At 52.6% G+C, this 24174-nt stretch carries 22 protein-coding genes; 16 read left to right on the top strand and 6 right to left on the bottom strand.

Going from position 1 to position 24174, the window contains the following annotated elements; all coding sequences use genetic code 11:
* The 6 genes from JRF57_12955 to JRF57_12930 all read left to right on the top strand — a co-directional run.
* A partial coding sequence (locus JRF57_12955; protein MBW2304606.1) for a response regulator occupies positions 1 to 160 on the top strand: 160 nt, incomplete at its 5' end.
* A gap of 435 nt (positions 161 to 595) precedes the next feature.
* A complete protein-coding gene (locus tag JRF57_12950; protein MBW2304605.1) occupies positions 596 to 2254 on the top strand; it encodes a hypothetical protein in 1659 nt (552 codons plus the stop codon).
* A gap of 78 nt (positions 2255 to 2332) precedes the next feature.
* The gene (locus tag JRF57_12945; protein ID MBW2304604.1) at positions 2333 to 2593 is read left to right on the top strand and encodes a hypothetical protein; all 261 of its coding nucleotides are present in this window, start codon (positions 2333 to 2335) and stop codon (positions 2591 to 2593) included.
* Between the two features lie 31 nt (positions 2594 to 2624).
* Positions 2625 to 2918 carry a hypothetical protein gene (locus tag JRF57_12940; protein ID MBW2304603.1) on the top strand — a complete coding sequence of 98 codons (294 nt, stop codon included), beginning with the start codon at positions 2625 to 2627 and terminating at the stop codon, positions 2916 to 2918.
* Positions 2919 to 3058: 140 nt separating this feature from the next.
* Positions 3059 to 4042, top strand: coding sequence for a TRC40/GET3/ArsA family transport-energizing ATPase (locus JRF57_12935; GenBank protein MBW2304602.1), 984 nt, complete (start codon positions 3059 to 3061; stop codon positions 4040 to 4042).
* A complete protein-coding gene (locus JRF57_12930) occupies positions 4039 to 5022 on the top strand; it encodes a TRC40/GET3/ArsA family transport-energizing ATPase (GenBank protein ID MBW2304601.1) in 984 nt (327 codons plus the stop codon). Before JRF57_12935 ends, JRF57_12930 begins: the two co-directional genes overlap by 4 nt.
* Before the next feature lie 19 nt (positions 5023 to 5041).
* Here JRF57_12930 and JRF57_12925 read toward each other — a convergent pair whose 3' ends face one another.
* Both JRF57_12925 and JRF57_12920 read right to left on the bottom strand, forming a co-directional pair.
* Positions 5042 to 5419 carry a hypothetical protein gene (locus tag JRF57_12925; protein ID MBW2304600.1) on the bottom strand — a complete coding sequence of 126 codons (378 nt, stop codon included), beginning with the start codon at positions 5417 to 5419 and terminating at the stop codon, positions 5042 to 5044.
* A 485-nt stretch (positions 5420 to 5904) separates the two neighbouring features.
* Positions 5905 to 6780, bottom strand: coding sequence for an NAD(P)-dependent oxidoreductase (locus JRF57_12920; protein MBW2304599.1), 876 nt, complete (start codon positions 6778 to 6780; stop codon positions 5905 to 5907).
* Between the two features lie 355 nt (positions 6781 to 7135).
* Between JRF57_12920 and JRF57_12915 the strand changes: the two genes are divergently transcribed.
* Entirely contained in the window at positions 7136 to 8017 is an 882-nt protein-coding gene (locus JRF57_12915) for a hypothetical protein (GenBank protein MBW2304598.1), read from the top strand.
* 20 nt (positions 8018 to 8037) lie between these two features.
* Here JRF57_12915 and JRF57_12910 read toward each other — a convergent pair whose 3' ends face one another.
* On the bottom strand, positions 8038 to 9993 hold the full coding sequence (locus JRF57_12910; GenBank protein ID MBW2304597.1) for an acetoacetate--CoA ligase: 1956 nt from the start codon (positions 9991 to 9993) through the stop codon (positions 8038 to 8040).
* 1082 nt (positions 9994 to 11075) lie between these two features.
* Here JRF57_12910 and JRF57_12905 point away from each other — a divergent pair.
* The 5 genes from JRF57_12905 (at position 11076) to JRF57_12885 (ending at position 18450) form a co-directional block, all read left to right on the top strand.
* A complete protein-coding gene (locus tag JRF57_12905) occupies positions 11076 to 13898 on the top strand; it encodes an FIST C-terminal domain-containing protein (GenBank protein ID MBW2304596.1) in 2823 nt (940 codons plus the stop codon).
* Positions 13899 to 13906: 8 nt separating this feature from the next.
* A complete protein-coding gene (locus tag JRF57_12900) occupies positions 13907 to 14470 on the top strand; it encodes a response regulator (GenBank protein ID MBW2304595.1) in 564 nt (187 codons plus the stop codon).
* 458 nt (positions 14471 to 14928) lie between these two features.
* A complete protein-coding gene (locus JRF57_12895) occupies positions 14929 to 15288 on the top strand; it encodes a hypothetical protein (protein MBW2304594.1) in 360 nt (119 codons plus the stop codon).
* A 67-nt stretch (positions 15289 to 15355) separates the two neighbouring features.
* Positions 15356 to 16561, top strand: a complete 1206-nt coding sequence (locus JRF57_12890) for an acyl-CoA dehydrogenase family protein (protein MBW2304593.1) — start codon at positions 15356 to 15358, stop codon at positions 16559 to 16561.
* A gap of 17 nt (positions 16562 to 16578) precedes the next feature.
* Positions 16579 to 18450: an aldehyde ferredoxin oxidoreductase family protein gene (locus JRF57_12885; GenBank protein ID MBW2304592.1), complete on the top strand. Its 1872-nt coding sequence runs from the start codon at positions 16579 to 16581 to the stop codon at positions 18448 to 18450.
* A gap of 136 nt (positions 18451 to 18586) precedes the next feature.
* On the opposite strand, the gene JRF57_12880 is transcribed toward JRF57_12885, so the two are convergent.
* The 3 genes from JRF57_12880 to JRF57_12870 form a co-directional block, all read right to left on the bottom strand.
* Complete coding sequence (locus JRF57_12880; GenBank protein ID MBW2304591.1) at positions 18587 to 18841, bottom strand: MoaD/ThiS family protein; 255 nt, start codon at positions 18839 to 18841, stop codon at positions 18587 to 18589.
* Positions 18842 to 18877: 36 nt separating this feature from the next.
* The gene (locus tag JRF57_12875) at positions 18878 to 19609 is read right to left on the bottom strand and encodes an SDR family oxidoreductase (protein ID MBW2304590.1); all 732 of its coding nucleotides are present in this window, start codon (positions 19607 to 19609) and stop codon (positions 18878 to 18880) included.
* A gap of 303 nt (positions 19610 to 19912) precedes the next feature.
* On the bottom strand, positions 19913 to 21250 hold the full coding sequence (locus JRF57_12870; GenBank protein MBW2304589.1) for a M48 family metalloprotease: 1338 nt from the start codon (positions 21248 to 21250) through the stop codon (positions 19913 to 19915).
* A gap of 257 nt (positions 21251 to 21507) precedes the next feature.
* Here JRF57_12870 and JRF57_12865 point away from each other — a divergent pair, with 257 nt between their 5' ends.
* The 4 genes from JRF57_12865 to JRF57_12850 all read left to right on the top strand — a co-directional run.
* Complete coding sequence (locus JRF57_12865) at positions 21508 to 22242, top strand: FadR family transcriptional regulator (protein MBW2304588.1); 735 nt, start codon at positions 21508 to 21510, stop codon at positions 22240 to 22242.
* A gap of 288 nt (positions 22243 to 22530) precedes the next feature.
* Positions 22531 to 23595: a TAXI family TRAP transporter solute-binding subunit gene (locus JRF57_12860; GenBank protein MBW2304587.1), complete on the top strand. Its 1065-nt coding sequence runs from the start codon at positions 22531 to 22533 to the stop codon at positions 23593 to 23595.
* Between the two features lie 71 nt (positions 23596 to 23666).
* Positions 23667 to 23888 carry a hypothetical protein gene (locus JRF57_12855; protein ID MBW2304586.1) on the top strand — a complete coding sequence of 74 codons (222 nt, stop codon included), beginning with the start codon at positions 23667 to 23669 and terminating at the stop codon, positions 23886 to 23888.
* On the top strand, positions 23843 to 24174 hold a 332-nt coding region (locus tag JRF57_12850), incomplete at its 3' end, for a C4-dicarboxylate ABC transporter permease (protein ID MBW2304585.1). The genes JRF57_12855 and JRF57_12850, both read left to right, overlap by 46 nt.

The following is a 24174-nucleotide window of genomic DNA, read 5'->3' as shown; positions in this document are numbered from 1 at the left end:
GATCCAGACCTATCTTACGGATATCCTGGAGGCCAAGGAAAAGGGAGAACACTTCTGGTGGCGTTGGCTCGACCGCCTGGGAAACTATTATGAAAAAAAGTTCGGGGCCGAATGGCAGGAGGAGGACAAGGAATTCTGGAAAAAGTTTCCGGCCTGGTGAGCCGAAGATCCTTGCGGGCAAATGGACTGGAAAGCCTCTGCCCAGGAACTCTCGTCATCTTTGGCATTGACATCTTCAATTGTCTTATGATAAAGGGCTTTTTAAAGCTTAGACTCAATTTCACAAAAGGAGGATATTTTACTTACAACTCAACGTAAAAATAAAAGGCCTACCGCTTTTCAAACCCATCCTTAACCAATCTCCCCGGTGAAGGAGGTGATAATAGACGTTCTTCACCCTTGTGAGTCTTTCCCTGTGATATTGCACCGCTGCAATCACTTATATTTTGTCCAAAACCGGAACTGAATCGATCAAAACGGTGCGGTTCCGACCTCCGGGCACTTTCCGCGGACCTTATGTGCCGTGAAAGCACCCGGGAAGGGCGGTGAAGGAATGAGTTTTCAACAACGTTAATTCATTCAAAGGAGGGGAGTTATGAATTCACTATGGGTCCTATTATGGTGGGTTGCCGTCGTCATTCTGGGTTACTGGGTTTATGCCCGGCACGTGGCCAACCGGATATTCGAAGTGGACGAGCGCAGAGCGACGCCGGCAAAGATGTATATGGATGGGGTCGACTTTATGCCCGCCAACAAAAACGTGCTTTATGGGTTCCAGCTGAACTCCATCGCAGGGGCCGCACCGATCATCGGGCCGATCGTAGCGCTCCAGTGGGGCTGGGTCCCCGCACTCCTCTGGTTAGGACTGGGGGTTTTCTTCATCGGTTGGCTCCATGATTTCTCGAGCGCCATGATCTCCATTCGAAGCGACGGAGAAACCTTTGGGGCCATAAGCTACAAGCTGATCTCACCCAGGGCCAGAAAAATCCTCCTGACATTCGTGTACTTCTACCTTCTCCTTATCGCCTGTGCATTCGGTCATGTCATCACCAAGGGGATCAGTGGGAACGCCACCCTCCCCTTTCCTCTCCTGATCGTCATCGGCGTTGCATTCCTTGTCGGCCACATGATTTACAAGGCACGGGTCAATATTATCGCGACGACCATCCTGGCCATCGCCATCATCTTCTTCTCCATCTGGCTCGGGACGGTTTGGAAAATCCCGGCATCTTATAATGTTATTCTGCTCGCGGTCCTGATCTTCGGATACGTGAGTTCAATCCTTCCGGTCTGGCGCTTCATCCAACCTTACAATTACGCCACTGTTTATGTCGTCTATTTCGGGATCATCGCCGGAGTCCTGGGAATCCTCATCGGACACAAACCCATGACCCTTCCCGCCTTCACCGACTGGTCCATCGGCATCGGTCCGCTCTGGCCGCTTCTTTTTGTAACCATCGCCTGCGGAGCCATCTCAGGGTGGCACAGTCTGGTCTCCAGTACGGCCACATCACGCCAGATCGAAAATGAACTGGATGTGAGGCCCGTGACCGGCGGAGCCATGTTCGCGGAGTTCACCATATCCATAATTGCGGTCATCGTTTGCGCGACCGCCTTTGCGGACAAGGCGGCATATCTGAAGGCCCTTAAGGGAGGACCGGTCGGAATCTTTGTCAGCGGACTCGGAGGAGCGATCACAGCTATCGGGTTGCCCTTGAGTTATGCCAAGGCCTTGGCCGGAATGATGATCATCATCCTGGCGTTGACCATCGTGAACCTGGTTTTCCGTTTCATGAAGGTAGCCACGGCCGAACTCCTCGGAGACACGATTTCCGTGGCCAAGAATCCCCACGTGGCCACCATCGTGGCCTTGATCATCACGGCCGTTCTCGTCAAAACTGGATCATGGCTTTACATTTGGGTCCTTTTCGGCGGTGCCAACCAGCTCATGGCCTCCCTGGCCCTTCTCCTGATCACCCTTTTCCTGGTCCAGAAGGCCAAAAATTATAAGGTGGCTATTTACCCCATGTTCTTTATGTATGCCACTACGGTGAGCGCCCTTTTCTATACATCCTTCTTCAAGCTCATTCCGAATGCCATGCGGGGGCAGAAGGTCTTCGGGAATCTTTTCGCCGCCGCTGTAGGCCTTCTCCTCATCATCTGCGCCCTGATCCTGGCCTATGACGGTTGGAAGGCCTTCAAGAAATACAAGGAACAACCCGCTCCGGCTGCGGCCGAAGAGGCTCCGGCATAAATATAGACATTGCGGGTGGAGGGGGCCGATCCAGCACCCCGCTTGGTGGGCGGCCCCCTCATCATCTGTCAGGGCGACATGATGTTTTCTTCATGGCTCAAAACTCTTGGGGATGCCCTAAAAGGATTTTTCCTCTATGGATTCATCGAGGGGATTCACGCGGAAAAACGGGAAATGGAGAACCTTTTCCTGTTGGGACTCTTCGGTCCCCTGATCGGTTTTCCCGGGCTTTTCAATTACTACCACCTGCGTATTTTCCCGTATTACATGATGCACATCAATCGCTGGAAAAGACGAGTGCTCAAGGAGAGAGATTTTTTCGACATGGTCAATGACTGAAAAATTCTTACGCCTATTGAAAGGATGTCACATGAAGGAAAAGGAAGAGGACAAAAAGGAAAAAAAGAAAAAACGAGGAGGACTGATCGGCTTTTTCCGTGACTTCACTTACGGAATGGCCACCCATGGAATGGCCAGGCACGCGCTTAAAACCCGTTCCAGCATGGAACATCTCTTCATCCTGATCACGATGGGTGATATGCTCGGCATTCCCATCCTTCCACCTTACTACTCCCTTCGACTTCTCCCCCACGTGGTTCCCCAGATCACCACGTGGAAGCGGAGGATGTTAAGGGAAAAGGACTTCGTTGACAGCATGTACTGACATATGGTGGCCGGTCCTTCAACTCCAATGGGGCGGGACCATTTCTTCCTCCGGCCGCAATGAAGCTCCCGCTTGTCCCTAAACACCAGGGGGCACGCGAAGCTTCAGCCGGGCAACTCTAGGGCCTGAAAGGAGGAACCATGTCTCTTGCGGATGTTTTCGAGAAATTTCCCGAGCGTAGGTACATCATGTACGGGGGAAAGGGTGGTCTCGGGAAGACCACCTTTTCTGCTGCGACGGCTTACTACCTGGCCAAGAAGGGGAAGAGGGTTCTGGTTTTTTCCGTGGATCCCCAGGCCTCCCTCAGCGACATTTTCGAAAGGGATATTTTCGGCAAGGGAAACATTGAAATCATGCCGAACCTTTATGCCTGTGAAGTGGATGCTGACAGGCGGATTCAAGATTACCAGGACGAGATCAGACGGAAAATCCTGGACATGTACGGTATGAAGCAGATCCCAGAGGAGATCGACAGTTACATCAAGGCATCTTCGGCGGAACCCGCCATGGAGGAGAGTGCCATCTTCGACGCGGTGGTGGACATAGTCGTAAAGGCCGACTTCGACTACTACATTTATGACCTGGTGCCCCTTGGGCATGCCCTTTATTATCTCAGCATGGCCTCCATCTATGATGCCTGGCTGGAAAAGATTACCACACTGAGGGAGCAGATGCGCGAGTATGACAAGGCCATCTCCACCATGAAGCGTGAAGAAGAAAGTGAAGAAGACCAGATCTACAATGAACTGATGTACATCAAGGAGCGGATCGGGATGTCTTCCAAGATCATGACGGACACCCGCAAGACCGCCTTTTTCTTCGTGGTCAATCCCGAGGAGATGACCATCGTGGACACGGAGAAGGCTGCCGGTCTCTTCGCCCGGTACAACGTGCCCCTGGCCGGCTACCTGGTCAACCGGGTCATCAGCAGGGACCTTCTGGATGAAAACATCCCCGCATACCTCAGGAACAGGATCGAGATGCAGGCCCGCGGGCTGGCCCTGATAGAGGAAAAATTCGGTTCGGCTGTTCTCTCGAGGGTTCCGGAGTTCGATTCCGAGATCAAGGGCCTGGATGCCATCAAGAAACTCGCTGAAGTGATGTTCGAGGAGAAATTGTCATGAAAAAAAGCATGGCGGACTTTTTCAAAGAACACCCCGGGATGAGGTACGTCTACTTTGGAGGCAAGGGAGGTGTAGGAAAGACGGTGGTGGCTGCGGCGGTGGCCCTCTGGATGTCCAAACAGGGGAAAAAGACCCTCCTTGCATCCACCAACCCCGTCCACAGCCTCTCCAATCTTTTCCAGCATGACGTCTTCGGGAGACCGGTATTGATACCAGGCACGGAAAATCTCTATGTCCAGGAAATCGATACTCGAGATACCATCGAAAAGTCAAAAAAAGAAATCCGGGAAAAGATCAGTTGGTTCCTCAAATTTGCGGACATTCCCACCAAGGCGGAAGATTTCATCGAGTCTGCCACCATGAACCCAGCCTTCGAGGAGTCCGCCATGTTCGAAAACATGATCAATATCATCTTCGAGGATGCCTTTGAATTCTATGTATTCGATACGGCTCCCACAGCAAACGCCCGCAGGCTCCTCGGAATGTCCAAGGTTTACACACTTTGGGTGGATAAGATGATGAAGAGCCGTGAAGAGGCCCGGAGCATGCGACTCAGCCTTTCCTTCAGGAAAAAAAAGACCGAGGAAGAAGAGGACCCCCTGCTCGATTACCTGACCACTTTCCGGGACCGTATCGAGCATATGAGAACACTGCTTACGGACAAGGAGAAAAGCGCCTTCTTCTTCGTCACCCTGCTGGAATCCCTTCCCATAGCAGTGATCCGCCGCTTCATCGGCTGGTTTGATGAATTTGGAATCCCGATCGGAGGGGTGATCGTCAATCAGGCCATCGACAAATCCCAAATCGAGGAAGATACGGCCGAGTTCATCCTGAACCGGGTCAAGATGCAGGATCGTTACCGGGAAGAAGTCCAGAGATCTTTTGAAAACATAAGGGGCGAGATCCCATTATTCGAAAGAGAGGTCCGGGGGCTCGATATGGTGGCCCAGTTGAGTAACGCCCTATTCCCGTCCTCTTGATTGCCCCCCCGGCACCGCCTTACCGGGAATTCTCGATCCTGTTATCGATAATGGTTTCCAGTTCGCCGTAATTCCATCCGATATAGGTGTGTTTCTTGTCCACTATGAATGCGGGGAACTTGAAAACACGGTGACGAAGTTGTTTCCAGAGCCCTAACGGGGACTGGGCGTCTATGATCCTGACGCGGATGCGGTGCCTGTAAAGCCGGGCGATTTCCTTTATCCAACGGAAGAGATACCCCACCGCCTCTTTCCAGTCATCCGGATAAGCCTCTGTGCATGCCTTCCTGTCCTTGTCCTTCAATCCTAGACAGGAAAAAACCAGTTCAGACCCCGTGTGGCTCAGCTCGATGCTTGAAAGCATGGGAGCCACCACTTCGATTAAGATTTTTTCCATTGTTAACGCCAACCTTTACATTTTTCTGAAGGCCCATCATCACCCCCTACCGAGAAACAATCCCGAAAAATTACGGGCCGCCCGTTCAATGGACCTTGACCTTGGGCGTCTCCAGGGGGAGAAGCCCTACCTGCTTCCATAACAGCAATCGGCATGCCGGGGCATTTTCAAAAGGGCTTTTTTTGTGAAGCCGTTGTTTAGAGGGTGTCCATCCATAAATAGGCAATTTTATTCAAGGTCAAGGAAGGCGAAGATTTTAACCACCCCGCTTAGGATGACAAGCGGGACAGGCATCCATACATTGAAGTATTTCGAGGATTAAAATCTGAGCCTGACCTGTCGCATCCATACATTGAAGTATTTCGAGGATTAAAATCTGAGCCTGACCTGTCTGCCGTGCCTGCCTGCCCCTTGGAATGGCAGATAGGCCCGGCACAGGCAGGCGCAGAGATTGGGGAAAAGGGCCATTTATGGATGGGCACTATTTAGGGCTCCCCGTTCAAGCTTTTCAAAACCCTGTAAAGGGCCTGGGTTCCGGAACGGCCATGCCCCTGGGCCTTGAGGGCGACATAGAGCTGGTGGACCAAAGCAAGTCCAGGGAGGGAAAGATTCATATCGGCCGCCTCCTTGAGCGCGATCCCCATGTCTTTGATAAAATGTTCCACCATGAATCCGGGATCAAAGTCCCCCTGAACAATTCGAGGACCCAGGTTATTGATGCTCCAGGAACCTGCCGCTCCCTTGCCGATGATGTCAATGACGGCCTGCTGGCCAAGGCCGGCCCTTACCGCATAGAGGAGGGATTCACACACTCCGATCATGGTTCCGGCGATCAATATCTGGTTGCACATCTTGGTATGCTGGCCCGCACCCGGTCCTCCCATATAAGAGATATTCTTCCCCATGAGCTTTAAAATGGGGAGGGCTTGCTCGAAGGCTTCCCTCTCGCCCCCCACCATGATTGCCAGGGTGGCGTTTCGAGCGCCGATGTCCCCCCCTGAGACGGGCGCATCCAGGCATGCAATGCCCCGTGCCTTTCCTTCCGCCGCAAGAGTGCGGGCCAGACTAGGCCGGCTGGTGGTCATGTCTACGGCGAGCGTACAGGATCCCCTCTCGGAAAAAATACCCTGCTCTCCGAGATACACGGCCTCCACATCCTCGGGAAACCCGATGATGGTAAAAACCGCCTCTGATCGAGCCGCGACTTCTGCAGGCGATTCACACCACCGGGCTCCGCCATCTAAAAGGGATTCGGCCTTTTTCCTGGTTCGATTGAAGATAAACAACTCATGTCCGGCCGCCTGGAGATGACCCGCCATGGGGGCCCCCATCACGCCTGTGCCGATCCACCCGATCCGCATATCCACACCTCCTCCCTTTCTGTAATGTATGATCTGAGATGAATACTTTCCTGATTTCCAGGAAAAAACTTGGTTTCACGGTAGCATGGAGCCCGAAAGACTGTCAATTCGCGGGGTGTTGGTGAAAAAAGAAAGGGCTTTCATTGTTGTGGTATATCTTCTCCTGGAATGCTTTTGAAGGCGAAAAAAAGGCCGGTCACCCTTGGAAGTCAAGCCCTGGCATCAGCGTGAAATCCTTTCCATGGTTCTCCCCGTTGTTGAGATCCGCCGAAATACCCGCTAAAATCGCTGAAAAATCAAAAAGGCTTCCACACTTTTGTGTAACGGCAGCCTTGCAGGGATCCAGGGGGGATTTTTGGGAACCGAAGACATCAGGGAAAAGGCATTCCTCACCCATGGGGACATCGTGTCCCTGAATTTCGTCAGGGTCTCGGGGGACCACTATTTCAGGCGCCACCATCGGGCCGGCCTGAGATCTCACGTCATGGAGGTCCTTAGGCGGGAAGATGTAGAAAGAGAAGAAAGAGGAGCCATGATGGATGGCCTCCTCAGTTTCCCCCGGGCCAAGCCCAAGAAGGTGCTCAGGATCTTTAGGACCAGGTTTAAAAACCTGGCGGAGGCGATGGAGGAACCTCGACGGATCAAGATCATCGAGAATTTTCTCTCCCCGAGGCACTTGGCCAGGTCGGACGAATTCATCGTTGACTATGTGAGGGGCGGAAATCGCGAAATCCTGCTTTGCGGCCTCCAGGAATTCGTGGAAGGCGAAATCCTGGATCCATGGCAGACACTGGACGATGCACACCTGCTCTCCCTTTACAGGCGTCTCGAAGCCGGAGGATGGAAAAAGGATCCCGATTCCCGGATCCAGAGGATCCGCGATCGGGCGGCCCATTTCATCCTGAAAACCAAGGCATTGATCCGCAATTCAGGTTATGTTCCGGATCTCGCCGGCGTGGGTAATCTCATCTTGTCCCGCGACCTGGAGATCAAGCTGGTGGACATCAACAATATCTCAAGGATTCCCCCTCCAGGGACCATTCCCCTGGACGACCGAGGGTACCCTGTATGCGACAAGTCCATCGAGGCCCTGGCCCTTCTGGAGAAAAAGCTGCTTGGAAACCTAAGTGTTGAAGATGACCCCATATACCGGACCTTTCTCGATGCGACCCGCAAAAAGGAGGTCTCCTCCATTGTGAGAACCTTTCATTCCACTCCGGGTTCAACCGGCCTGTGAGGACCTGGATGGATACCCCCTTAATCCTCCCGGAGTTCCTTGATATTGGCGTAAAAATCCAGGCACTCAGGGTTCCGGAGGGCATCCCGATTCAGGACCTCCTCTCCCTGGACGATTTTCTTGACGGCGAGTTCCACCTTTTTCATGTTCAGGGTGTAGGGAATGTCCGGGACCGCAATGATCTTGGCGGGCACATGTCTCGGAGAGGCGTTCTCTCGAATGGCCTTCCGGATCCGGTTTTTCAGTTCCTCGGTCAACTCCCTGCCCTGGGCCATTTTTACGAAAAGCACCACCCGAATGTCTTTCTTCCACTCCTGGCCGATGACCACGCTGTCCTCGACCTCCTCAAAGGCCTCCACCTGACGGTATATGTCCGCCGTACCGATCCGGACCCCGCCCGGGTTCAAGGTGGCATCGGACCGTCCGTAGATCACCACCCCTCCCCGGTCATTGATCTCGATGAAGTCTCCGTGACGCCAGACATTGGGGTACACGTCGAAGTAAGCGGACTTATACTTCTTGTAATCCGGGTCGTCCCAGAAATAGATGGGCATGGAAGGGGCCGGGGCCGTGCACACCAGTTCCCCTTTCCGGTTAAGGACCGGGTTCCCCCCATTGTCAAAGGCCTCCACCTTCATGCCCAAACCCCTGCACTGGAGTTCCCCGGCATAAACCGGTCCCATGGGATTGCCGAGGGCGAAACAACCATTGATATCCGTTCCCCCCGAAATGGATGAAAGTTGCACATCCTCCTTGACGTCCCTGTACACGAACTTGAATCCCTCGATGGAAAGGGGCGATCCGGTGGAAAGCACCGTTCTGAGGGGAGAAAGGTCATACTCTTTGCCGGGCCGCACGCCCGCATTCTCGATTGCGTTAAGATAGGCCGCACTGGTCCCGAAGATCGTGATCTTTTCGTCCTGAGCCATCTCCCATAAAGTGCCCGGAGCGGGGTGAAAGGGGTTGCCGTCAAAGAGGACGATCTTGGCCCCGACGGCCAGGGACGATACCAGCCAGTTCCACATCATCCACCCGCAAGTGGTGAAGTAAAAAATCGTATCCTCGCGCTTGAGATCCGTGTGGAGCAACAATTCCTTTAGATGATTGATAAGGATACCCCCGGCGCTCTGCACCATGCACTTGGGCAACCCGGTGGTCCCGGAGGAGTACATGATATAGAGGGGATGTTCGAAGGGGAGCTGTTCGAACCGAATCTCGAGGCCCGATTCAGAGGAAATGAAGTCCTTGTAAAGAACGCCGTTCGGTATGGAGGAAAGGTCAGGGGTCTCATTGATATAAGGAACCACCACAACCTTCTCGATCGAGGGAAGCTCTCGAAGGATCCCGGAGACTTTTTCGAGGGAATCAAAGGTCCTGCCCTTGAAAGCGTAACCGTCGGCGGTAAAAAGGACCCGGGGCTTGATCTGTCCGAAGCGGTCCAGCACTCCCTTAATCCCGAAATCCGGAGAGCAAGAAGACCATGTCGCTCCCAGGCTCGTTGCCGCCAGCATTCCAATGACAGTCTCCGGCATATTGGGCATGAACCCCACCACCCTTTCGCCGGGCCGTATATCCAGCGCTCTCAGGGAATGGGCCGCCCGGGCTACGGCATCGTAAACCTGGGCGTAAGTCATCCTGGTGGTGTCACGCCCTTCCCCCTTGAAAATCAGGGCCGTTTCATCATCCCTGTAACGAAGAAGGTTCTCTGCAAAGTTGAGCCTGGCCCCCTGGAACCACCGGGCCCCGGGCATCCGGGTCAAGTCGTCGACAACCACATCGTAGGGCTGTGACGCCTTGATATCTCCGAATTCCCACATCGCCGACCAAAACTCCGGGATGTTTTCGACCGACCAGCGGTACAGGGCGTCATAGTCGGAAAAATCCCGGCTGTATTTTTCGTTGACGAACCGGATGAATCTATACATGTTGCTCGCCCGGACCCTTTCTTCCGACGGCTTCCACAGCATCTCAGTCATTTTTTTCCTCCTTTGGCTTTTCCGGTTTCCAGGTACGGCCTTAATAGCAGGGGCCACCCAAACCACATCAGGTTCCGAGACCTTTGAAAAATGTTCAATTTTGTCCAAGGGTCAAGAAAGGCGAAAATTTTAACCGCCCCGCTTGGTATACCAAGCGGGACAGGCATCCATACATTGGAGTATTTCGAGGATTAAAATTTGTCCGGACGACTCCCCACCCAACGGGTGGGTCCCCGGTTTGAGCCTGACCTGTCTGCCGTGCCTGCCTGTCCCGTTGGAACGGCAGATAGGCCCGGCACAGGCAGGCGCCGAGATTGGGCAAAAGAGGGCGTTTTTCAAAGGTCTCGTCCCATGCGGCCCATAAAAGTACGACCTTTTTTTACCCCACTTTTGCGGAGATCGTCAAAGGAAATCCCTTCCAGGAAATGGATAAGCCGGTCTGCAAAGCCGCGCACTTTGATTTCCATATGTGAATGGGCCTCTTGCATCCTCCCGCTCCCTACTCCTGCGGATCATTCTGCTGGTTGCCACATTTCCGGGACGTAGAATTTCACTTTAGCTCAAAAGGGAATAAAAGGTATGGAACATTGACAATGTAAGGGGAGACAATCATAATTTTGACAAGTTGCACCCGGACCTTCAACAAATGATCCTCATATCCCGAACCGCGGTTAAAACAGAAAAATGCCTCAACTTTACAAGATCATAAACAAGAAAAAAACCTGGAATTTTAATTCCTTAGGATCGACTCTACGCGACATGATAAACGGCCAGGCAAAAAGGTCCGGGCCAGGGATAAAAAGGCCATTCTTGACAGGTACGGGGAAATCCACATGGAATTTAAAGAAAAGGGGGGGGTCGCCAATTGTGCAAAATACCTGTCCTATGGTGAGCGCATGGATGTGCCCTTCCATGACGGAGACAGGCTTCATTTAATGACCGTGGGGTGAGGCTGATCCGCCTTCTGCGCGGGAAATACACAGGTAGGCGCCTGGGATTGTGAAAATGTGCTATTTATAATGGAAACCATGCATGTCCATTAATTGGGAGATAATTGTCCCTATGCCTTTCAGGAGTGTTGAATGACCCGGTATTTCGAGGCGGGAGTCGGAACGGCCCTTTGCGGAGAAGGCCTCATGATGGGCAGAAAGGCGGCCGCTGAGGCCCTTTCTCGGATCAGGCACTTCACTCCCTCTCTCGCCTTCATTTTTGTTTCCTCAAAACTTGATATAACCAAAGTCGCCAGAGGTGTCCGGGAGGTCCTTGGAGAGTGCCCGGTAATCGGTACCAGTTCCGCCGGGGAAATCGACGGCAGGGAAATTGACGGCGGTGTGGTCGTGGCCCTCCTGGCCTCAAAACACCTGAAAGTTCGGGTAGGGATGGGGACAGGGGTAAGGGAAGATCCCACAGCCGCTACGCTTAAAGCCCTTGACGAGGCTGGTGTGTCAAACTATTTTGACCCAGAACATCCGCTCCATCAGACCCTTCACCTTGCATCTCCCGGGATGCCGGGAGTATCTCCCGTGCTGCTTGTTCTTTTCACTCCGGGTGCGTCAAGGACACAGGTTTCATTAAGCCACGATATCCATACTTATCTCAGAAAGGCCTCGGCAAACAGAATTCCAATTTTCGGGGGATCTTCGTCCGACTGTTTTTCTTTTAAGTCCAACTACCAGATTTGCAATGACCGGATATCTGACGATGCCGCCGCCATAGCCTTCATTGAATCAGAGATCCTTTTCGGTCTCGGGATGGCACACGGCTTTTCCCCTACGACCCGTAGAGCTCTGGTGACAAAGGCCTCCGGTCATATTGTCCACGAATTGGACGGAAGGCCTGCGAGGGAAGTATGTGCAAAAATCCTGGGGAAAACCCCTGAAGATCTGGGAGAAGGATCAGTCCTATTCAGCCGTTATCCCTTTGGGGCCACTGACATATACGGCAATTCCATCTTACAGGTTCCGGAAAAGGTTCTGGATGACGGCTCCGTCCAGTTCGCCCCCATCATGCGTAAAGATCAGGTCATTACTCTCATGCAGGCGACGGACAGGGATATCATGGAAGCGGGTCTAAAGGCCTATGAAAAAGCCCTCCGCCAAGGGGGATTAAGGAGGCCCGCCCTCGCCCTGATGTTCTCATGCGCCTTGAGAAAGCGGCTCATGGGGAAAAGCAGTAACCATGAGGTGGAAATGGTGGCCGAGAGGGCCCGCATACCCGTGTGCGGCTATTATACTTTCGGCGAACAGGGCCTGAGCGAGGACGGACTCCCCATTTATGCCAACCAGTCGGTTTCAACCCTCGTTTTTTCGGATGAATTAAACCCTGTAGCATCCCTTATACAAAGGGGAAAACGTGTTTACCAGGACTTCGTCGAACGACTTGACAGGAAGGCCTTCCAGATAAAAGGAATCAGCCGCATAAACCTCTTAATCGAAGAAGAAAGAGACCTTCACTCATTACTTAAGTTGTTGGTTGAAGAGTTGACACGGATGCTCCCATGGGCCGACGTGGCATTTTACCTTTCGGCCCAGAAGGAAAACGCCTTCAGGCTTGCTGTTGCCTCAAGCCCAAAGGCATTTCCAGGCCTCCTCAGGGAAAAAGCCATAGGAGAAAATCTCGTGGTAAAATGGTTGGAAAGCCATGGGAGACGTTTCGGGATACTTTCCTTGAAGCAGAGGGATGAGAGGATCGCTCCTGACGAAGGAGACCTTGAGCTTGCCGAGACCATAAGCAAGCTTACCGCGAGCAAACTACACAGGATTGAACTCGATAACAGACTGGACGTCAAGATAAGGCAACTGGATTTCTTGAACAGGTTGGGATCAGAGCTTTCCAGTGCGGTAAGTCCCGGTGTCCAATCACACCGAATGATCCACCATACGAGGAAAATCCTTAAACTTTCGGCTCTAAGTCTTTGGGTCATGGACAGCACTCACCGCCTGCTGATAAAGGAAGGATTCGAATCGGAACCGGGGATGGAAATTGGAAGGATAGAAATTGAAAACGACGAAAGGCTCACCAGGTGGCAAACAGACCACTGCAGGCCCCTTTTCTCCGCCCGTGAAAGCGGCACCGATGAGTCCGTGGGCCTTTTGACACCTTTCCCTTACGAATTTGTTTCCCTGCCGATATCTTACAAGGGTGCCCTTAGGGGTGTCCTGAACCTGTATGCCAGATCCCGCGATACATGGGCTTTCCAGGATGTTTTCCTGTCGGAGAACATTGAATTCCTAAAAACTATTTCCAGTCAAATCGGGCTCTTTATCGAAAACAAATCTCTGCACAAGCACACTACCTTCTACAAGGAAGTACACCACAGGGTGAAAAACAACCTCCAAAATATCGCCAGCCTCCTTCGTATGCAGATGAGGCGCCTTAGCAATATATCTCCCGAGCGAGCCCTAAAAGATAGTATAAACCGAATTATGAGTATCGCGGCGGTGCACGAGATGTTATCCCACGGGGAAATTGGCCTGGTCGACCTGGGCCAGCTACTGGGGCGTATCAGTAGGGTGGCCTTGCCAGAGCAACAGCAAGGGCCGATAATTACCTTAGACATCTCCGGCCCTTCAGTTTCAATCCCATCCAAAGCGGCTTCAACCGTTTCCCTCGTCGTTAACGAACTCCTTCAAAACGCCATCCAACATGGAATCAAGAACGATGGAGAGGGAAAGGTATCAATAGAAATCGGTGAAAAAGAAGGGTTGTTGAGGATAAGTGTAAGGGACAACGGTCCAGGACTTCCCCAGGGGTTTGATCCGGCCCGTGATGGGAACCTGGGACTCACAATCGTCCGAACATTGGTCAACGACGAACTGAATGGGACATTTAAGATCAGCCAGCCCGGCGGCACACAAGCCGAGATAACTTTTCCGATTCCAGGATCTTATCTTAGCATCAAATAGGTGGTGACATGAGTTTTCGCATCTTGATCGCCGATGACGAACCTCTGATCAGGATCGACCTCAGGGAATCCCTGGAGGGATTGGGTTATAAAGTAGTGGGGGAGGCCCGTGACGGAAAGGAAGCCTTGGACCTTATCGGCCGAATCCACCCGGATGTGGCCATACTGGATATAAAAATGCCGCAAATGGATGGAATCACTGTTGCAAAGAAAGTAGCATCCAGATTACCGGTGATCCTTCTCACTGCATATTCGGATAAAAACCTGATAAAGGGTGCAAGGGAGGCGGGTGTGATGGCTTACCTTACAAAGCCTTTCCGTGAAAAGGACCTGACACCGGCCATAGAACTTGCCATCCGCCACTTCCTTGAAGAATCTTCACTTAATGAACGTGTAAAACAACTCAGCGAACAACTTGAAACCAGGAAATTGGTGGAAAGGGCCAAGGGCCTCTTGATGAAGGCCCATAACCTTTCGGAAGGAGAGGCCTACAGACGTATCCAACAAATGAGCATGAAAAAGAACAAACCTATGAAGGAGGTGGCGGAGGCCGTAATCCTAATGCTGGAATAGTTATCCATGTTTCCCCTATTTTTTTATTGACAAAGTCCATTCTTTTTGATTAATAAATAAATCGCTGTAACGATGCAGTTGGAGGTAAAGACGCCCCCGTGATGCCCAATAGGTTCACGAGGGCTTTTTCATTTGGAAGGAACAGGCCTTGCCGGATTTCCGGTACCTTATAGGTTATTTATACCAGAGCACATGTTCCAAAGTTGAGGCCAGGCCTCTTGGTACCCGCCGCCTATCCATAAATCTTAGCTACTCCCCGGAAGAGTACGCGATACGGTCCGACCGGGCCTAAGCCTGATGGGGACACCATAACCAGGCAGTTTAAGCGGCCTGCTAATGGGGTAACGAGGCCCCTTGCCCGATACAGGGCAATGGGGCCTTTTTTCTTGGGGCAACGGTCTGTTTTAAGGGGATTTTGGCACTTAAAAAAACCACCAGCGAAAGAAAGGAGAAAAGCCATGGCAAAAGAAATCATCCTCTACAACCTTCGTGACGACGCAAAGGAAGAAGATTATGTGGAGTGGTGCAAAACCTATAAAGGGCCCTTACTGCTCGGCCAGAAGGGGGCCAGGAGTTTCACGCTCCTGAAAATGGTGGGAGGTATTTCAGGCAATGGACAGCAGGGAGTGCCTCCCGAACCGGCGGCTTCTCCATATAAGTTCATCGGCATCATGGATGTGACAAGTCTGGAAGACTGGAAAGAGGCGCATGAAACAAAGGCCTTTAAAGAGGAATTCTTTCCCCAGTGGTTTTCAAAGTGGGTCGCTGATTTCTATGTACTCGGTGGAGTTGAAGTCTATTACGGTCAAAACCCGTGACAGAGATCAGGATAAGACCATCTCTATCCATAAACCTTTTCCAGTCCATGTGAAAGGAGCATAAGCCATGCAACTGGAGCACCTTCTCACGGAAGAAGACAAGGCCATCAGGGACATGATCCGCAAATTCGTGGAAAAAGAGATAATACCTATAAGGGAGAAGTTGGAAGAAGACTACGGCATCGTGGAGGAAATTCACAATAAGTTGGTGGCCTTAGGTGTGCAGAAGGCCGGTTATCCCAAAGAATACGGAGGCGGCGGCGGAAGCAGTGTAGTAAGCGGGGCCATCCTTTGTGAGGAACTTGCAAAGGGAGATGCCGGTATCAGCCTTAGTGTCGGGATCAACGCCACCTTGCTGGGTCCTGCCATGCTGGCGGGCAATAAAGCGATACTTGACAAGTTTGTCCCGGCCTTCTGCGGTGACAAGGTAACCTATGCATGCCTGGCGATGACAGATGCCACGGGTGGAGCGGACACGGAAAACCCCATTTTACAGGGAAAGGGAATTACTACCCGCGCACACCTTGAAGGAGACGAATATGTGATCAACGGCACCAAGTCCTGGCCTACACACGCCGGTATCGCCGCCTTTTACCTTACAATCTGCACCACAAATCCAGAGGCGGGCGACGAAGGAATAGCCCTTATTTACGTTCCAAGCGATGCGGAGGGACTATCCTTTGGAAAACCAGAGGCGAAGATGGGCTTCAGGACCTCCATCAACGGAAGCATTTACTTCGACAATGTAAGAGTTCCCAAGGAATTCCGGCTTGCAGGTCCAGGTCACGACGCCCATTTCTATCACGGGGCAGCAGGATGTATCGCTCAATGGCACTCCTCCACCATTTCCCTCGGAATCGCCCAGGCGGCCTTTAAAATCGCCCTTGATTACACCAAAGAACGTAAGAGCGGGGGGAAACCGGTGAGAGAATGGAGCATGGCCGCAGGAATACTTGCCGACATGGCCATAAAGATCGAACTTACCAGGGGAGCGGTTTACAACCTATCATGGATGATGGACCACCCGGAACAATACGGGCCACCCTTCAGTCCGGCAATGATATCCAGAGCAAGCGCCACCAAAATCTTCGCAGCTGATACCTGCGTATGGGTGGCCAACAAGGCGGCTGAACTCATGGGATCAAACGGAATTTCGCCCGAGTACCATCTTGAAAAGTATCTCCGGGATGCCAAGATAACTCAACTCTGGCTGGGAGGACAGCAAATTTCCAGATACCGGGTTGTAAGGGGATATTATGACTATGTCATTTAAACAGAGGAGGGGAAACCATGTATTCAGGCGGATATACGGGAAACATTCTGCGTATCAATTTGAGTGATCAGACCCACAGGGTAGAAAAACTTCCCCCTGAGATCGCGAGGGATTACATCGGGGGTGCAGGGTTCGCCATCAAATACCTCTTTGATGAATTGGGCCCCGGTACGGACCCCCTGGGCCCCGACAACAAATTAATCTTTTCCGTTGGGCCTTTTACCGGAACCACAGTTCCCTGCGCAAGCCGTATGGCCGTGGCGGCCAGATCACCTCTTACAGGTGCCGTAGGAATGGCCTTGACCGGCGGGTATTTTCCTGCCGAGCTCAAATTCGCCGGCTTCGATATGCTCATTATCGAAGGGAAGGCCGAAAAGCCCACCTATCTTTGGATCAAGGACGGGGAGGTTAAATTCCGACCCGCGGGCAAAGCCTGGGGAGCCCTAACGGGTGACTCCCAGCAGATCATAAAGAATGAACTCGGCGATCAAAATATTCGAATCGCCTGCATAGGCCCTGCCGGAGAAAAAATGAGTAAAATCGCCTGCATCGTTAATGAGAGACGCGCTGCCGGGCGAAAAGGGCTCGGGGCCGTAATGGGCGCCAAGAACCTAAAGGCGGTCGCCATAAGGGGTACAGGATCCGTTTCGGTGACATCGGGCAACAAATTCAAAGAGGCAAGGGACAATATGCTTAAGGCCATGAAGGAGAGCCACATACTGTATTCCCAGTTTTCAAGCCTGGGTACCCCAATGGTCGTGAATCATACCTGTGAACTTGGTATCTTTCCGGCCAAGAACTGGACTGCTACGGGCAGCTTCACTCCCGCTGAAGAGATAGGTGTGGCGGCACAGGAACGCCTAAAGGTGGGAAGTGAACATTGCTTCCAGTGCCCCGTGGGATGCACCCAGTTAAAGATGGCTCGAAGCGGCCCCTATGCGGGTGCCCTGGGAGAGCCCGAATTCGAAACCCTTTACTCCCTGGGAGGGGAGACGGGAGTGGATAACGCCGAGGCGGTCGTAGCCGCCGATCGCCTGTGTGACGAACTGGGCCTTGATACCATCTCAGCAGGTGTTACGGTAGGTTTCGCCATGGAATTATACGAAAAGGGGATACTTGGAGACAAAGATACCGGGGGCATTAAGCTCAACTTTGGAAACCACCGTGCCATGATGAACCTCCTTCACATGATGGCTTTCCGGGAAGGGATCGGGGATATCCTTGCTGACGGGGTAAAGAGCGCTTCTATCAAGATCGGCAAGGATTCTTCAAAATACGCCATACACGTAAAAGGACTGGAACTTCCCGGCTATGACGTGAGGGGGGCTATGGCCCATGGACTAAACTATGCCACTTCCTATACCGGAGCGGATCACAACCGTGGGTATGCCTTCCAGGAAATTTTCGGGATCCCGATCCCCCGCGAGGTCGACCGATTCGATACGCGGGGGAAAGGAAAGCTTACCAAGTGGAATCAGGACCTGAGAACGGCCACCTGCGATTGCCCCACAATGTGCGCATTTCTCCTGGATATGGCCTTACCGGGCAACGCTGCCGAGAACACCGCCGCCCTCATGGAGGCGGTAACCGGTATCTCCATGACACCTGAGGAGGTGATACAGGCCGGTGAAAGGGTAAACAACGTGGCCAAGGCATTCAATGTCCGGGAAGGGTTCACGAGGGCTGACGACACCCTTCCTCAACGGCTCATGACCGAACCCCTGACTGAAGGGGGGTCCAAGGGGCATGTCTTTACTCATGAAGCACTGGATACCATGCTTGAAGAATATTACCTGGCCAGGGGATGGGACACAAAAACCGGGACACCTACAAGAGAGAAACTGCAGGCCCTAGGCTTGGCCTATATAGCTGATAGGCTGGGAGTCTAAGGGGAGCAGAAAAGCAGTTTAAAAACCGTTGGCTGTTAGCTGTGTATCTGAAGGAAAGGATAGAAGAGGGGGATTATGGTCCCCCTCTTTTCTATATGAGTTGATGGGGAAGTTTGTTGGTGGGGCTGAGGGTTTGTCATCCCCCAGCGATCGGTGGCGAGAGGGATACGGTATCCCCGTCCTTAAGGGCCATATCAAGATCCTTTCGAATGATACCGTTTAAAATGACCACCGATACCTTCTCCCTGGGGATACCAAGGAATTTCACGAGATCCTTTACCCTTACGCCTCCTTTCCCCATTCTGGATAGATCCAGAAGGATTTTATCTGTCCTTGGATATTCCGAAGGCAGGTAATCACGCAGGGTGGGAAACACTTTCACGGTGACCATCGCCTCACACCTTTTCCCCAATCCGGTTCGACCGTTTTAGGGACCGGGAGCCAGGTGCCTTCCGCCGTCAAGGTCCAGGGTTACGCCCGTAAGCCACTCGCTTCGGTCGGATACCAGGAAAAGGGCCGCATCCGCCACCGACCCGGGGTCGCCGTTCCTTCCAAGGAGTTCGGAGGAAGAACCTTCAGTGCCCGTCTCCTCAACAATCGGAGGGCAAATAATATTCACCCGGATATTGAAAGAAGCAACCTCCTTGGCTGCCACCTTTGAAAAGGCCTGGAGGGCTGCGTGGGATGCGCAGTAGGCTCCCAGGCCCGAAAAGGGGACATTACCTGCAAGAGAAGACACATTCACGATCACGCCGCCACCCGACTCTTTCATCATGGGAATCACGGCCGACATAAAAAACATGGCGGTGTTAAGGTTCGCATTAAGGACCCTGTTCCAATGCCCTGGTTCAGACGGACTCACTGGACCGTACTCCATCAGGTCAAAGTTGTTTATGAGGATATCGATCCGACCCGCCTCCTTTACCGCATCCTCAATAGTCCGCACGGCATCATCCCGGCCCCTTATCTCCCCGAAAACACCCCCGACCCGCTCCCCTGCCGGGTCCAGCGATCCGCAAAGGCCGGAGAGGACCTTTTCATCTTCTGAAAACAATATCACCTTCCGAGCCCCTTCCTGAAGGAACCTTCGGGCGATCTCCCTGCCGATTTCAGTGTCTGCTCCCGTTATCAGCGAAACTTTACCTTCAAGCAATCCCATTCTTCTCCCCTTGTTTTGAAACCTCTGCACAAAACGTCAACTTTCGTCCATTCTCCGTGCCTGCCCTCACGCCCCAGATCCCGGAACCGGGGCGGTCGCGTATTATAGGAAAGGGAAATGGGATGGTCAAATGAAAAGGCCCCAGGATTATCCCTTTGCCTCAAGAGGAATCCTCCTGAATATATTCCTCTGCATCAGCCCCTTTGATGATTACCCTGTCTTCCCTATTTAGTGTCCATCCATAAATGAGAAAATTTGAGCCTGACGCAGAGATTGCGGAAATTGGCCATTTATGGATGGACACTATTTATAATACCCCCACTCCTTAAGCCGCATATATGCGTAACGAGCCTTTTCACCCTCACGAACCATCTGAAGGTATCGGTGGTAAGCCCTGGCAGCCGCCTTGATATGATGCATCTTCTCCTGGGCATAACCCCTGAAAAATGTGATATTGGGATTCCCTGGAAGGATCCTATCGTAATCGGTAAAATCCCGGTAGGCTCCTTCGTAGTCATGAAGCCTGATTTTTACATATCCGCTTAAGTGGTAAGACTTGGCCTCTCCCGGGTAGACCTGTCGCGCCTTCAGGGCGTAGCGTAGGGCCTGTTTGAATTTTTCTTGAAGCATCAGGGAAATGGACATTAAAAGCAGTCCCGCATAGTCGTTGGGTGCCAACCGGAGGGCCTTTCGGAAGTGGTTCTCTGCAAGGCCGAACCTCTCTTGCATTATCTCTCGTTCTCCTTTTTGCATCTCCTGGACGGCCCTCCTCATGGCTCGAAGGGCTGTAGTATGATCCATGTAACGCTCTCGGTACAAGGGAAGATGCATCGCCCCACCATAGCGGGTATGGGCCCTGTTGAGCGCGGTACGGTAACGCTCCCGGCTCATAGGATGTGTGGCAAACATAAGTTCAATGATGCTGGGTTCACGGTCGGACATGCGCTGTAAGGTCTCCATGAGACTGATCATTCCCTTTGGACTGTACCCTGCACGAACCATGTATTCCATCCCCAGGGCATCGGCCTCCCGCTCATTATCCCGGCTATAGGAGGCCAGCAGGGCTCCGGCGCCGATCATGCCAAGTTGGGCGGCAAGTCGGCCGTAGCCGGTCCCCTGTGTGCCGGCAAGGGCCGATAGCCCACCCACGAAGGCCTGCACCAGCAGTCCCTTTGACATCTGCTCAGCCGTATGCCGGGCGTTTACGTGTCCCAACTCATGGCCGAGGAGCGCGGCGAGTTCCGCCTCGCTCTCAATGGCAAGCAGAATGCCCCGCGTACAGGCGATACTCCCTCCGGGGAACGCATAAGCATTGGCATAAACCGCATTCACGGCCCTGAAGGAGTAAGGCATCCGGGGCCGATGGGTCCTTGATGCCAGCTTTAGACCTACATCGCTTATATATGCGTTCAGGGCCCTGTCCTGCATGGCACCGTAGTCTGAGGAGAATTGATGAGGGGAGTTCCTCCGATCCATCTCAATCTCCTGCTCTTCCGATACCAGCATCAATTGCTGCCTGCCGGTCACAGGGTTGACGGCACAGCCTGTAAGGAGTCCGCCGGCCATAAGGGAGGTAAGCCGGATAAAATCCCGCCTTGTAATATTTTTAAAGCAGCCGTTGTAAATGGCTTGGGGTTTCATATCATCTCCTCGACCCGTATGTTCTAAAACTGCATGAAGCCACCATCTTGTTAGGATACAATTTTAGATACCACAACCTATTTTGGTTTTCAAAAATCTCCGCCTCTCTTAACCATTGAAATTCACCCCGTTTAGCCCATAACCCAGGTGGGATGTAAAAGGAAACAAGCCGATTTTTAAAAATTGTCGATTTTACTTGACAGCTGACAGGGAAAACATTTAGATTGTCTGACAATAGCACAAACCGAGGTAGCCATATGCCATTACCTGAAAAAGAATTATTCACGCCGATAAACAACCGAAGGGCTTTCGAGCAGGTTTCCACCAAGATCAAGGAACTGATTTTCCGGGGAGTTCTCAAACCCGGGGACAAACTCCCCTCCGAAACCCATCTCGCAGCCCAGTTCAACGTGGGACGACAAACTATCCGGGAGGCCCTGCGGCTCCTGGAGCTTTCCGGTTTCATAGTGATCCAAAAAGGTGGAACCGGGGGGCCTGAAATTGTCAACACCGTTCTTAACAGGATCCGGGACCTTTTCCTGGATGCCTTCAGGATCAAAAACATCAGCATGAAAGACCTGACAGTGGCCCGGCTGGAAATAGAGAAAGTGGTGCTCCTCTATGCCATGTTGAACATGGATGAGTCCGACATCCAATCACTCAAAGCCAATATCCGCAAGGCCCGTCGGAAAATCGAGGCTGGCCGACTGGCTACGGAAGAAAACATTCAATTTCACAAGTTGCTCGCCAAGGCCTCCAAGAACCATGTTTTCGTAATCGTCCTTGAAGCGATCATGGCACTGGTGGGAGACTTTCTCAGCCAGATCGTGCCGGACCTCGAAGTATCGGCCAATGTGGTCCGCTATCATGAAGAAATTTTAGCCGCCCTCGTGGCTGAAGATCAGGAAAAGGCCCTGGAGCTATGCAAACAGCACCTGCTTGAAGTAGAAAGCCGACTTAATCGCCTTGCGGCCCTTAACTCCGAACCTTAGCCTCAATAAGAAAATCCTTCGATTCATTAGGACTTTGCACTCTCAATATCTGGATGTTTCAGATCTAATGCCAACAAGTGGCGAATAATTTTCCGCAACCCTTGATCTCATAAGGTTCACGTCGAACCATCAAAATGAACCCGATGGGGCCCTGCGATCGTCCCAATCCCAGGGGCCAAAAGCACCCGGAGCCGGATTCCTTCACCGGGAAAACCCTACCATTCCCGATAAGGATGAAAGGCGAGGGGAAATTCCTGTAACGTCTTTTCAAGGATAGGAGGTGTTGACATGAACGGAAGGTATGGACGGAAAAGCTCAGGGCTTGTACGGGCTGCGGTCCTTGTCGCAATGCTTTTTCTCTTTATGGCACAAGGGGCCTGGGGTGCGGATTGGCCCAAAAGTGTCACCGTCATCTCCCCAGCCCCTGGCGCTTCGGTCCACATGGTGCTCGTTGGGATGGGGAAAGTCATCGAGAAATATACGCCCATTGAAAACTGGATTGTCCAACCCCTTGGCGGACCCAAGTTATGGTTGCCCATGATGAAAAACGGGCAGTGCCAGTTTGCCAACCATAATGCGGCGGATATTCTGAACGCCTTCCTGGGAAGAGGGCTTTACAAGAAGATGGGGCCCATGCCGGTTCGAACCGTTGGAGCCGGACACGATTACATGTTCATGTTCTGGACCACTCCCGACACGGGGATTAAAACCATCGCCGATCTAAAGGGGAAGGTCGTCTACATCAAGTTCAAGGCCAATCCCATGTTCACGGACATGGCCCGGAACCAATTGGCTTCAGCCGGCCTCTCATTCAAGGATCTTAAATCAGTCCTGGCCTTTTCCAGCATCAAGGAGGCGATCCGGGACCTGATCGAAGGAAGAGTAGACGCCCTCCTCTACCCGGTAGTCCCCGGCGCGGTGATGCAGGTCAACGAGGCCAAGGGGGAGTGTGTTTTCGTGAATCTTACCAGGAAACAGGCCCATTTCGTACTCGAACGCATGGAGGGATACACCCTGAATGATATCCCGGCCAATGATCCGCGCTTCCGGAACAAGAGCGCCATTCCCAACGCCATCTGTTACCAGAACGCCATGTTCACATCCGAAAAAACTGATCCGGAAGTCGTCTACGGAGTGGTGAAGGCCATTTACGATCATAACAACGAGTACGCTGATACCCACCCGGCCGCAAAGTACTGGAGCCTGAAACACCGGCCCGTCACCCTTGCGGTTCCTTACCACGAAGGCTCCATTCGATATTTCAAGGAAAAGGGACTCTGGACCCCCGAGGCCCAGGCCTACCAGGAAAAGATGCTCAAGAGACAGGCCGAAATCCTGAAGAAGAAAAAGTAGAAAGGCCATTGAGGGGGACGGCCGGGCGTCCCCCCACCTTTCCAAAATAAACCCGGTGAGCGGGGAAACGGATGAAGGAATACAAGGTCGAAGCGGGCTGGCGGGAACGCAGCCTGAGATACAAGTTGGCATTCGTGGTCTCTCTCCTCTGGACCCTTTACACCCTCTCCCATCTCTGCAACCTGTTCTTTTACCTGAACCTGGTGATTCCACCCCTTACCCACCGGGCGATCAGTGCGGGGCTCATTTGTATCCATGCGGGTATATCGCCGTCAATGGCAACGCCCTGGTAGCCGAGGGCCGACTTGTCTGCCGGCCATACGAAATCTTCCTTGCCTCCCTGCTCTTCCTTTCCGTTCTCGAGGCCGCGAGGAGAACCACGGGATGGATCCTCGTCAGCCTGATCGGGTTCTTCTTTTTTTATGCCGTCTACAGCAATTATTTCCCGGGATTTATGCGGAGTACAGGCTTTTCCTACTCTATGGCTTTGGGCTGGATGTACCTCAGCGCCGAGGGCTTCTGGGGTATCATCATCGGGATCGTATCCACCATCGTCGCCGGATTCATCGTTTTCGGCGG

This window comes from Deltaproteobacteria bacterium (assembly GCA_019310525.1).
In the GTDB taxonomy this organism is placed as follows: domain Bacteria; phylum Desulfobacterota; class DSM-4660; order Desulfatiglandales; family HGW-15; genus JAFDEE01.
The sequence above is the reverse complement of the archived record's forward strand: the minus strand, read 5'-3'. Positions and strand labels throughout refer to the sequence as shown.

What these genes read in the sequence shown, in the direction of transcription:
- JRF57_12950 (MBW2304605.1), top strand. Translation starts at nt 596, where the DNA reads ATGAATTCACTATGGGTCCTATTATGGTGGGTTGCCGTCGTCATTCTG.
- JRF57_12945 (MBW2304604.1), top strand. Translation starts at nt 2,333, where the DNA reads ATGATGTTTTCTTCATGGCTCAAAACTCTTGGGGATGCCCTAAAAGGA.
- JRF57_12940 (MBW2304603.1), top strand. Translation starts at nt 2,625, where the DNA reads ATGAAGGAAAAGGAAGAGGACAAAAAGGAAAAAAAGAAAAAACGAGGA.
- JRF57_12935 (MBW2304602.1), top strand. Translation starts at nt 3,059, where the DNA reads ATGTCTCTTGCGGATGTTTTCGAGAAATTTCCCGAGCGTAGGTACATC.
- JRF57_12930 (MBW2304601.1), top strand. Translation starts at nt 4,039, where the DNA reads ATGAAAAAAAGCATGGCGGACTTTTTCAAAGAACACCCCGGGATGAGG.
- JRF57_12925 (MBW2304600.1), bottom strand. Translation starts at nt 5,419, where the DNA reads ATGGAAAAAATCTTAATCGAAGTGGTGGCTCCCATGCTTTCAAGCATC.
- JRF57_12920 (MBW2304599.1), bottom strand. Translation starts at nt 6,780, where the DNA reads ATGCGGATCGGGTGGATCGGCACAGGCGTGATGGGGGCCCCCATGGCG.
- JRF57_12910 (MBW2304597.1), bottom strand. Translation starts at nt 9,993, where the DNA reads ATGACTGAGATGCTGTGGAAGCCGTCGGAAGAAAGGGTCCGGGCGAGC.
- JRF57_12905 (MBW2304596.1), top strand. Translation starts at nt 11,076, where the DNA reads ATGACCCGGTATTTCGAGGCGGGAGTCGGAACGGCCCTTTGCGGAGAA.
- JRF57_12900 (MBW2304595.1), top strand. Translation starts at nt 13,907, where the DNA reads ATGAGTTTTCGCATCTTGATCGCCGATGACGAACCTCTGATCAGGATC.
- JRF57_12895 (MBW2304594.1), top strand. Translation starts at nt 14,929, where the DNA reads ATGGCAAAAGAAATCATCCTCTACAACCTTCGTGACGACGCAAAGGAA.
- JRF57_12890 (MBW2304593.1), top strand. Translation starts at nt 15,356, where the DNA reads ATGCAACTGGAGCACCTTCTCACGGAAGAAGACAAGGCCATCAGGGAC.
- JRF57_12885 (MBW2304592.1), top strand. Translation starts at nt 16,579, where the DNA reads ATGTATTCAGGCGGATATACGGGAAACATTCTGCGTATCAATTTGAGT.
- JRF57_12880 (MBW2304591.1), bottom strand. Translation starts at nt 18,841, where the DNA reads ATGGTCACCGTGAAAGTGTTTCCCACCCTGCGTGATTACCTGCCTTCG.
- JRF57_12875 (MBW2304590.1), bottom strand. Translation starts at nt 19,609, where the DNA reads ATGGGATTGCTTGAAGGTAAAGTTTCGCTGATAACGGGAGCAGACACT.
- JRF57_12870 (MBW2304589.1), bottom strand. Translation starts at nt 21,250, where the DNA reads ATGAAACCCCAAGCCATTTACAACGGCTGCTTTAAAAATATTACAAGG.
- JRF57_12865 (MBW2304588.1), top strand. Translation starts at nt 21,508, where the DNA reads ATGCCATTACCTGAAAAAGAATTATTCACGCCGATAAACAACCGAAGG.
- JRF57_12860 (MBW2304587.1), top strand. Translation starts at nt 22,531, where the DNA reads ATGAACGGAAGGTATGGACGGAAAAGCTCAGGGCTTGTACGGGCTGCG.
- JRF57_12855 (MBW2304586.1), top strand. Translation starts at nt 23,667, where the DNA reads ATGAAGGAATACAAGGTCGAAGCGGGCTGGCGGGAACGCAGCCTGAGA.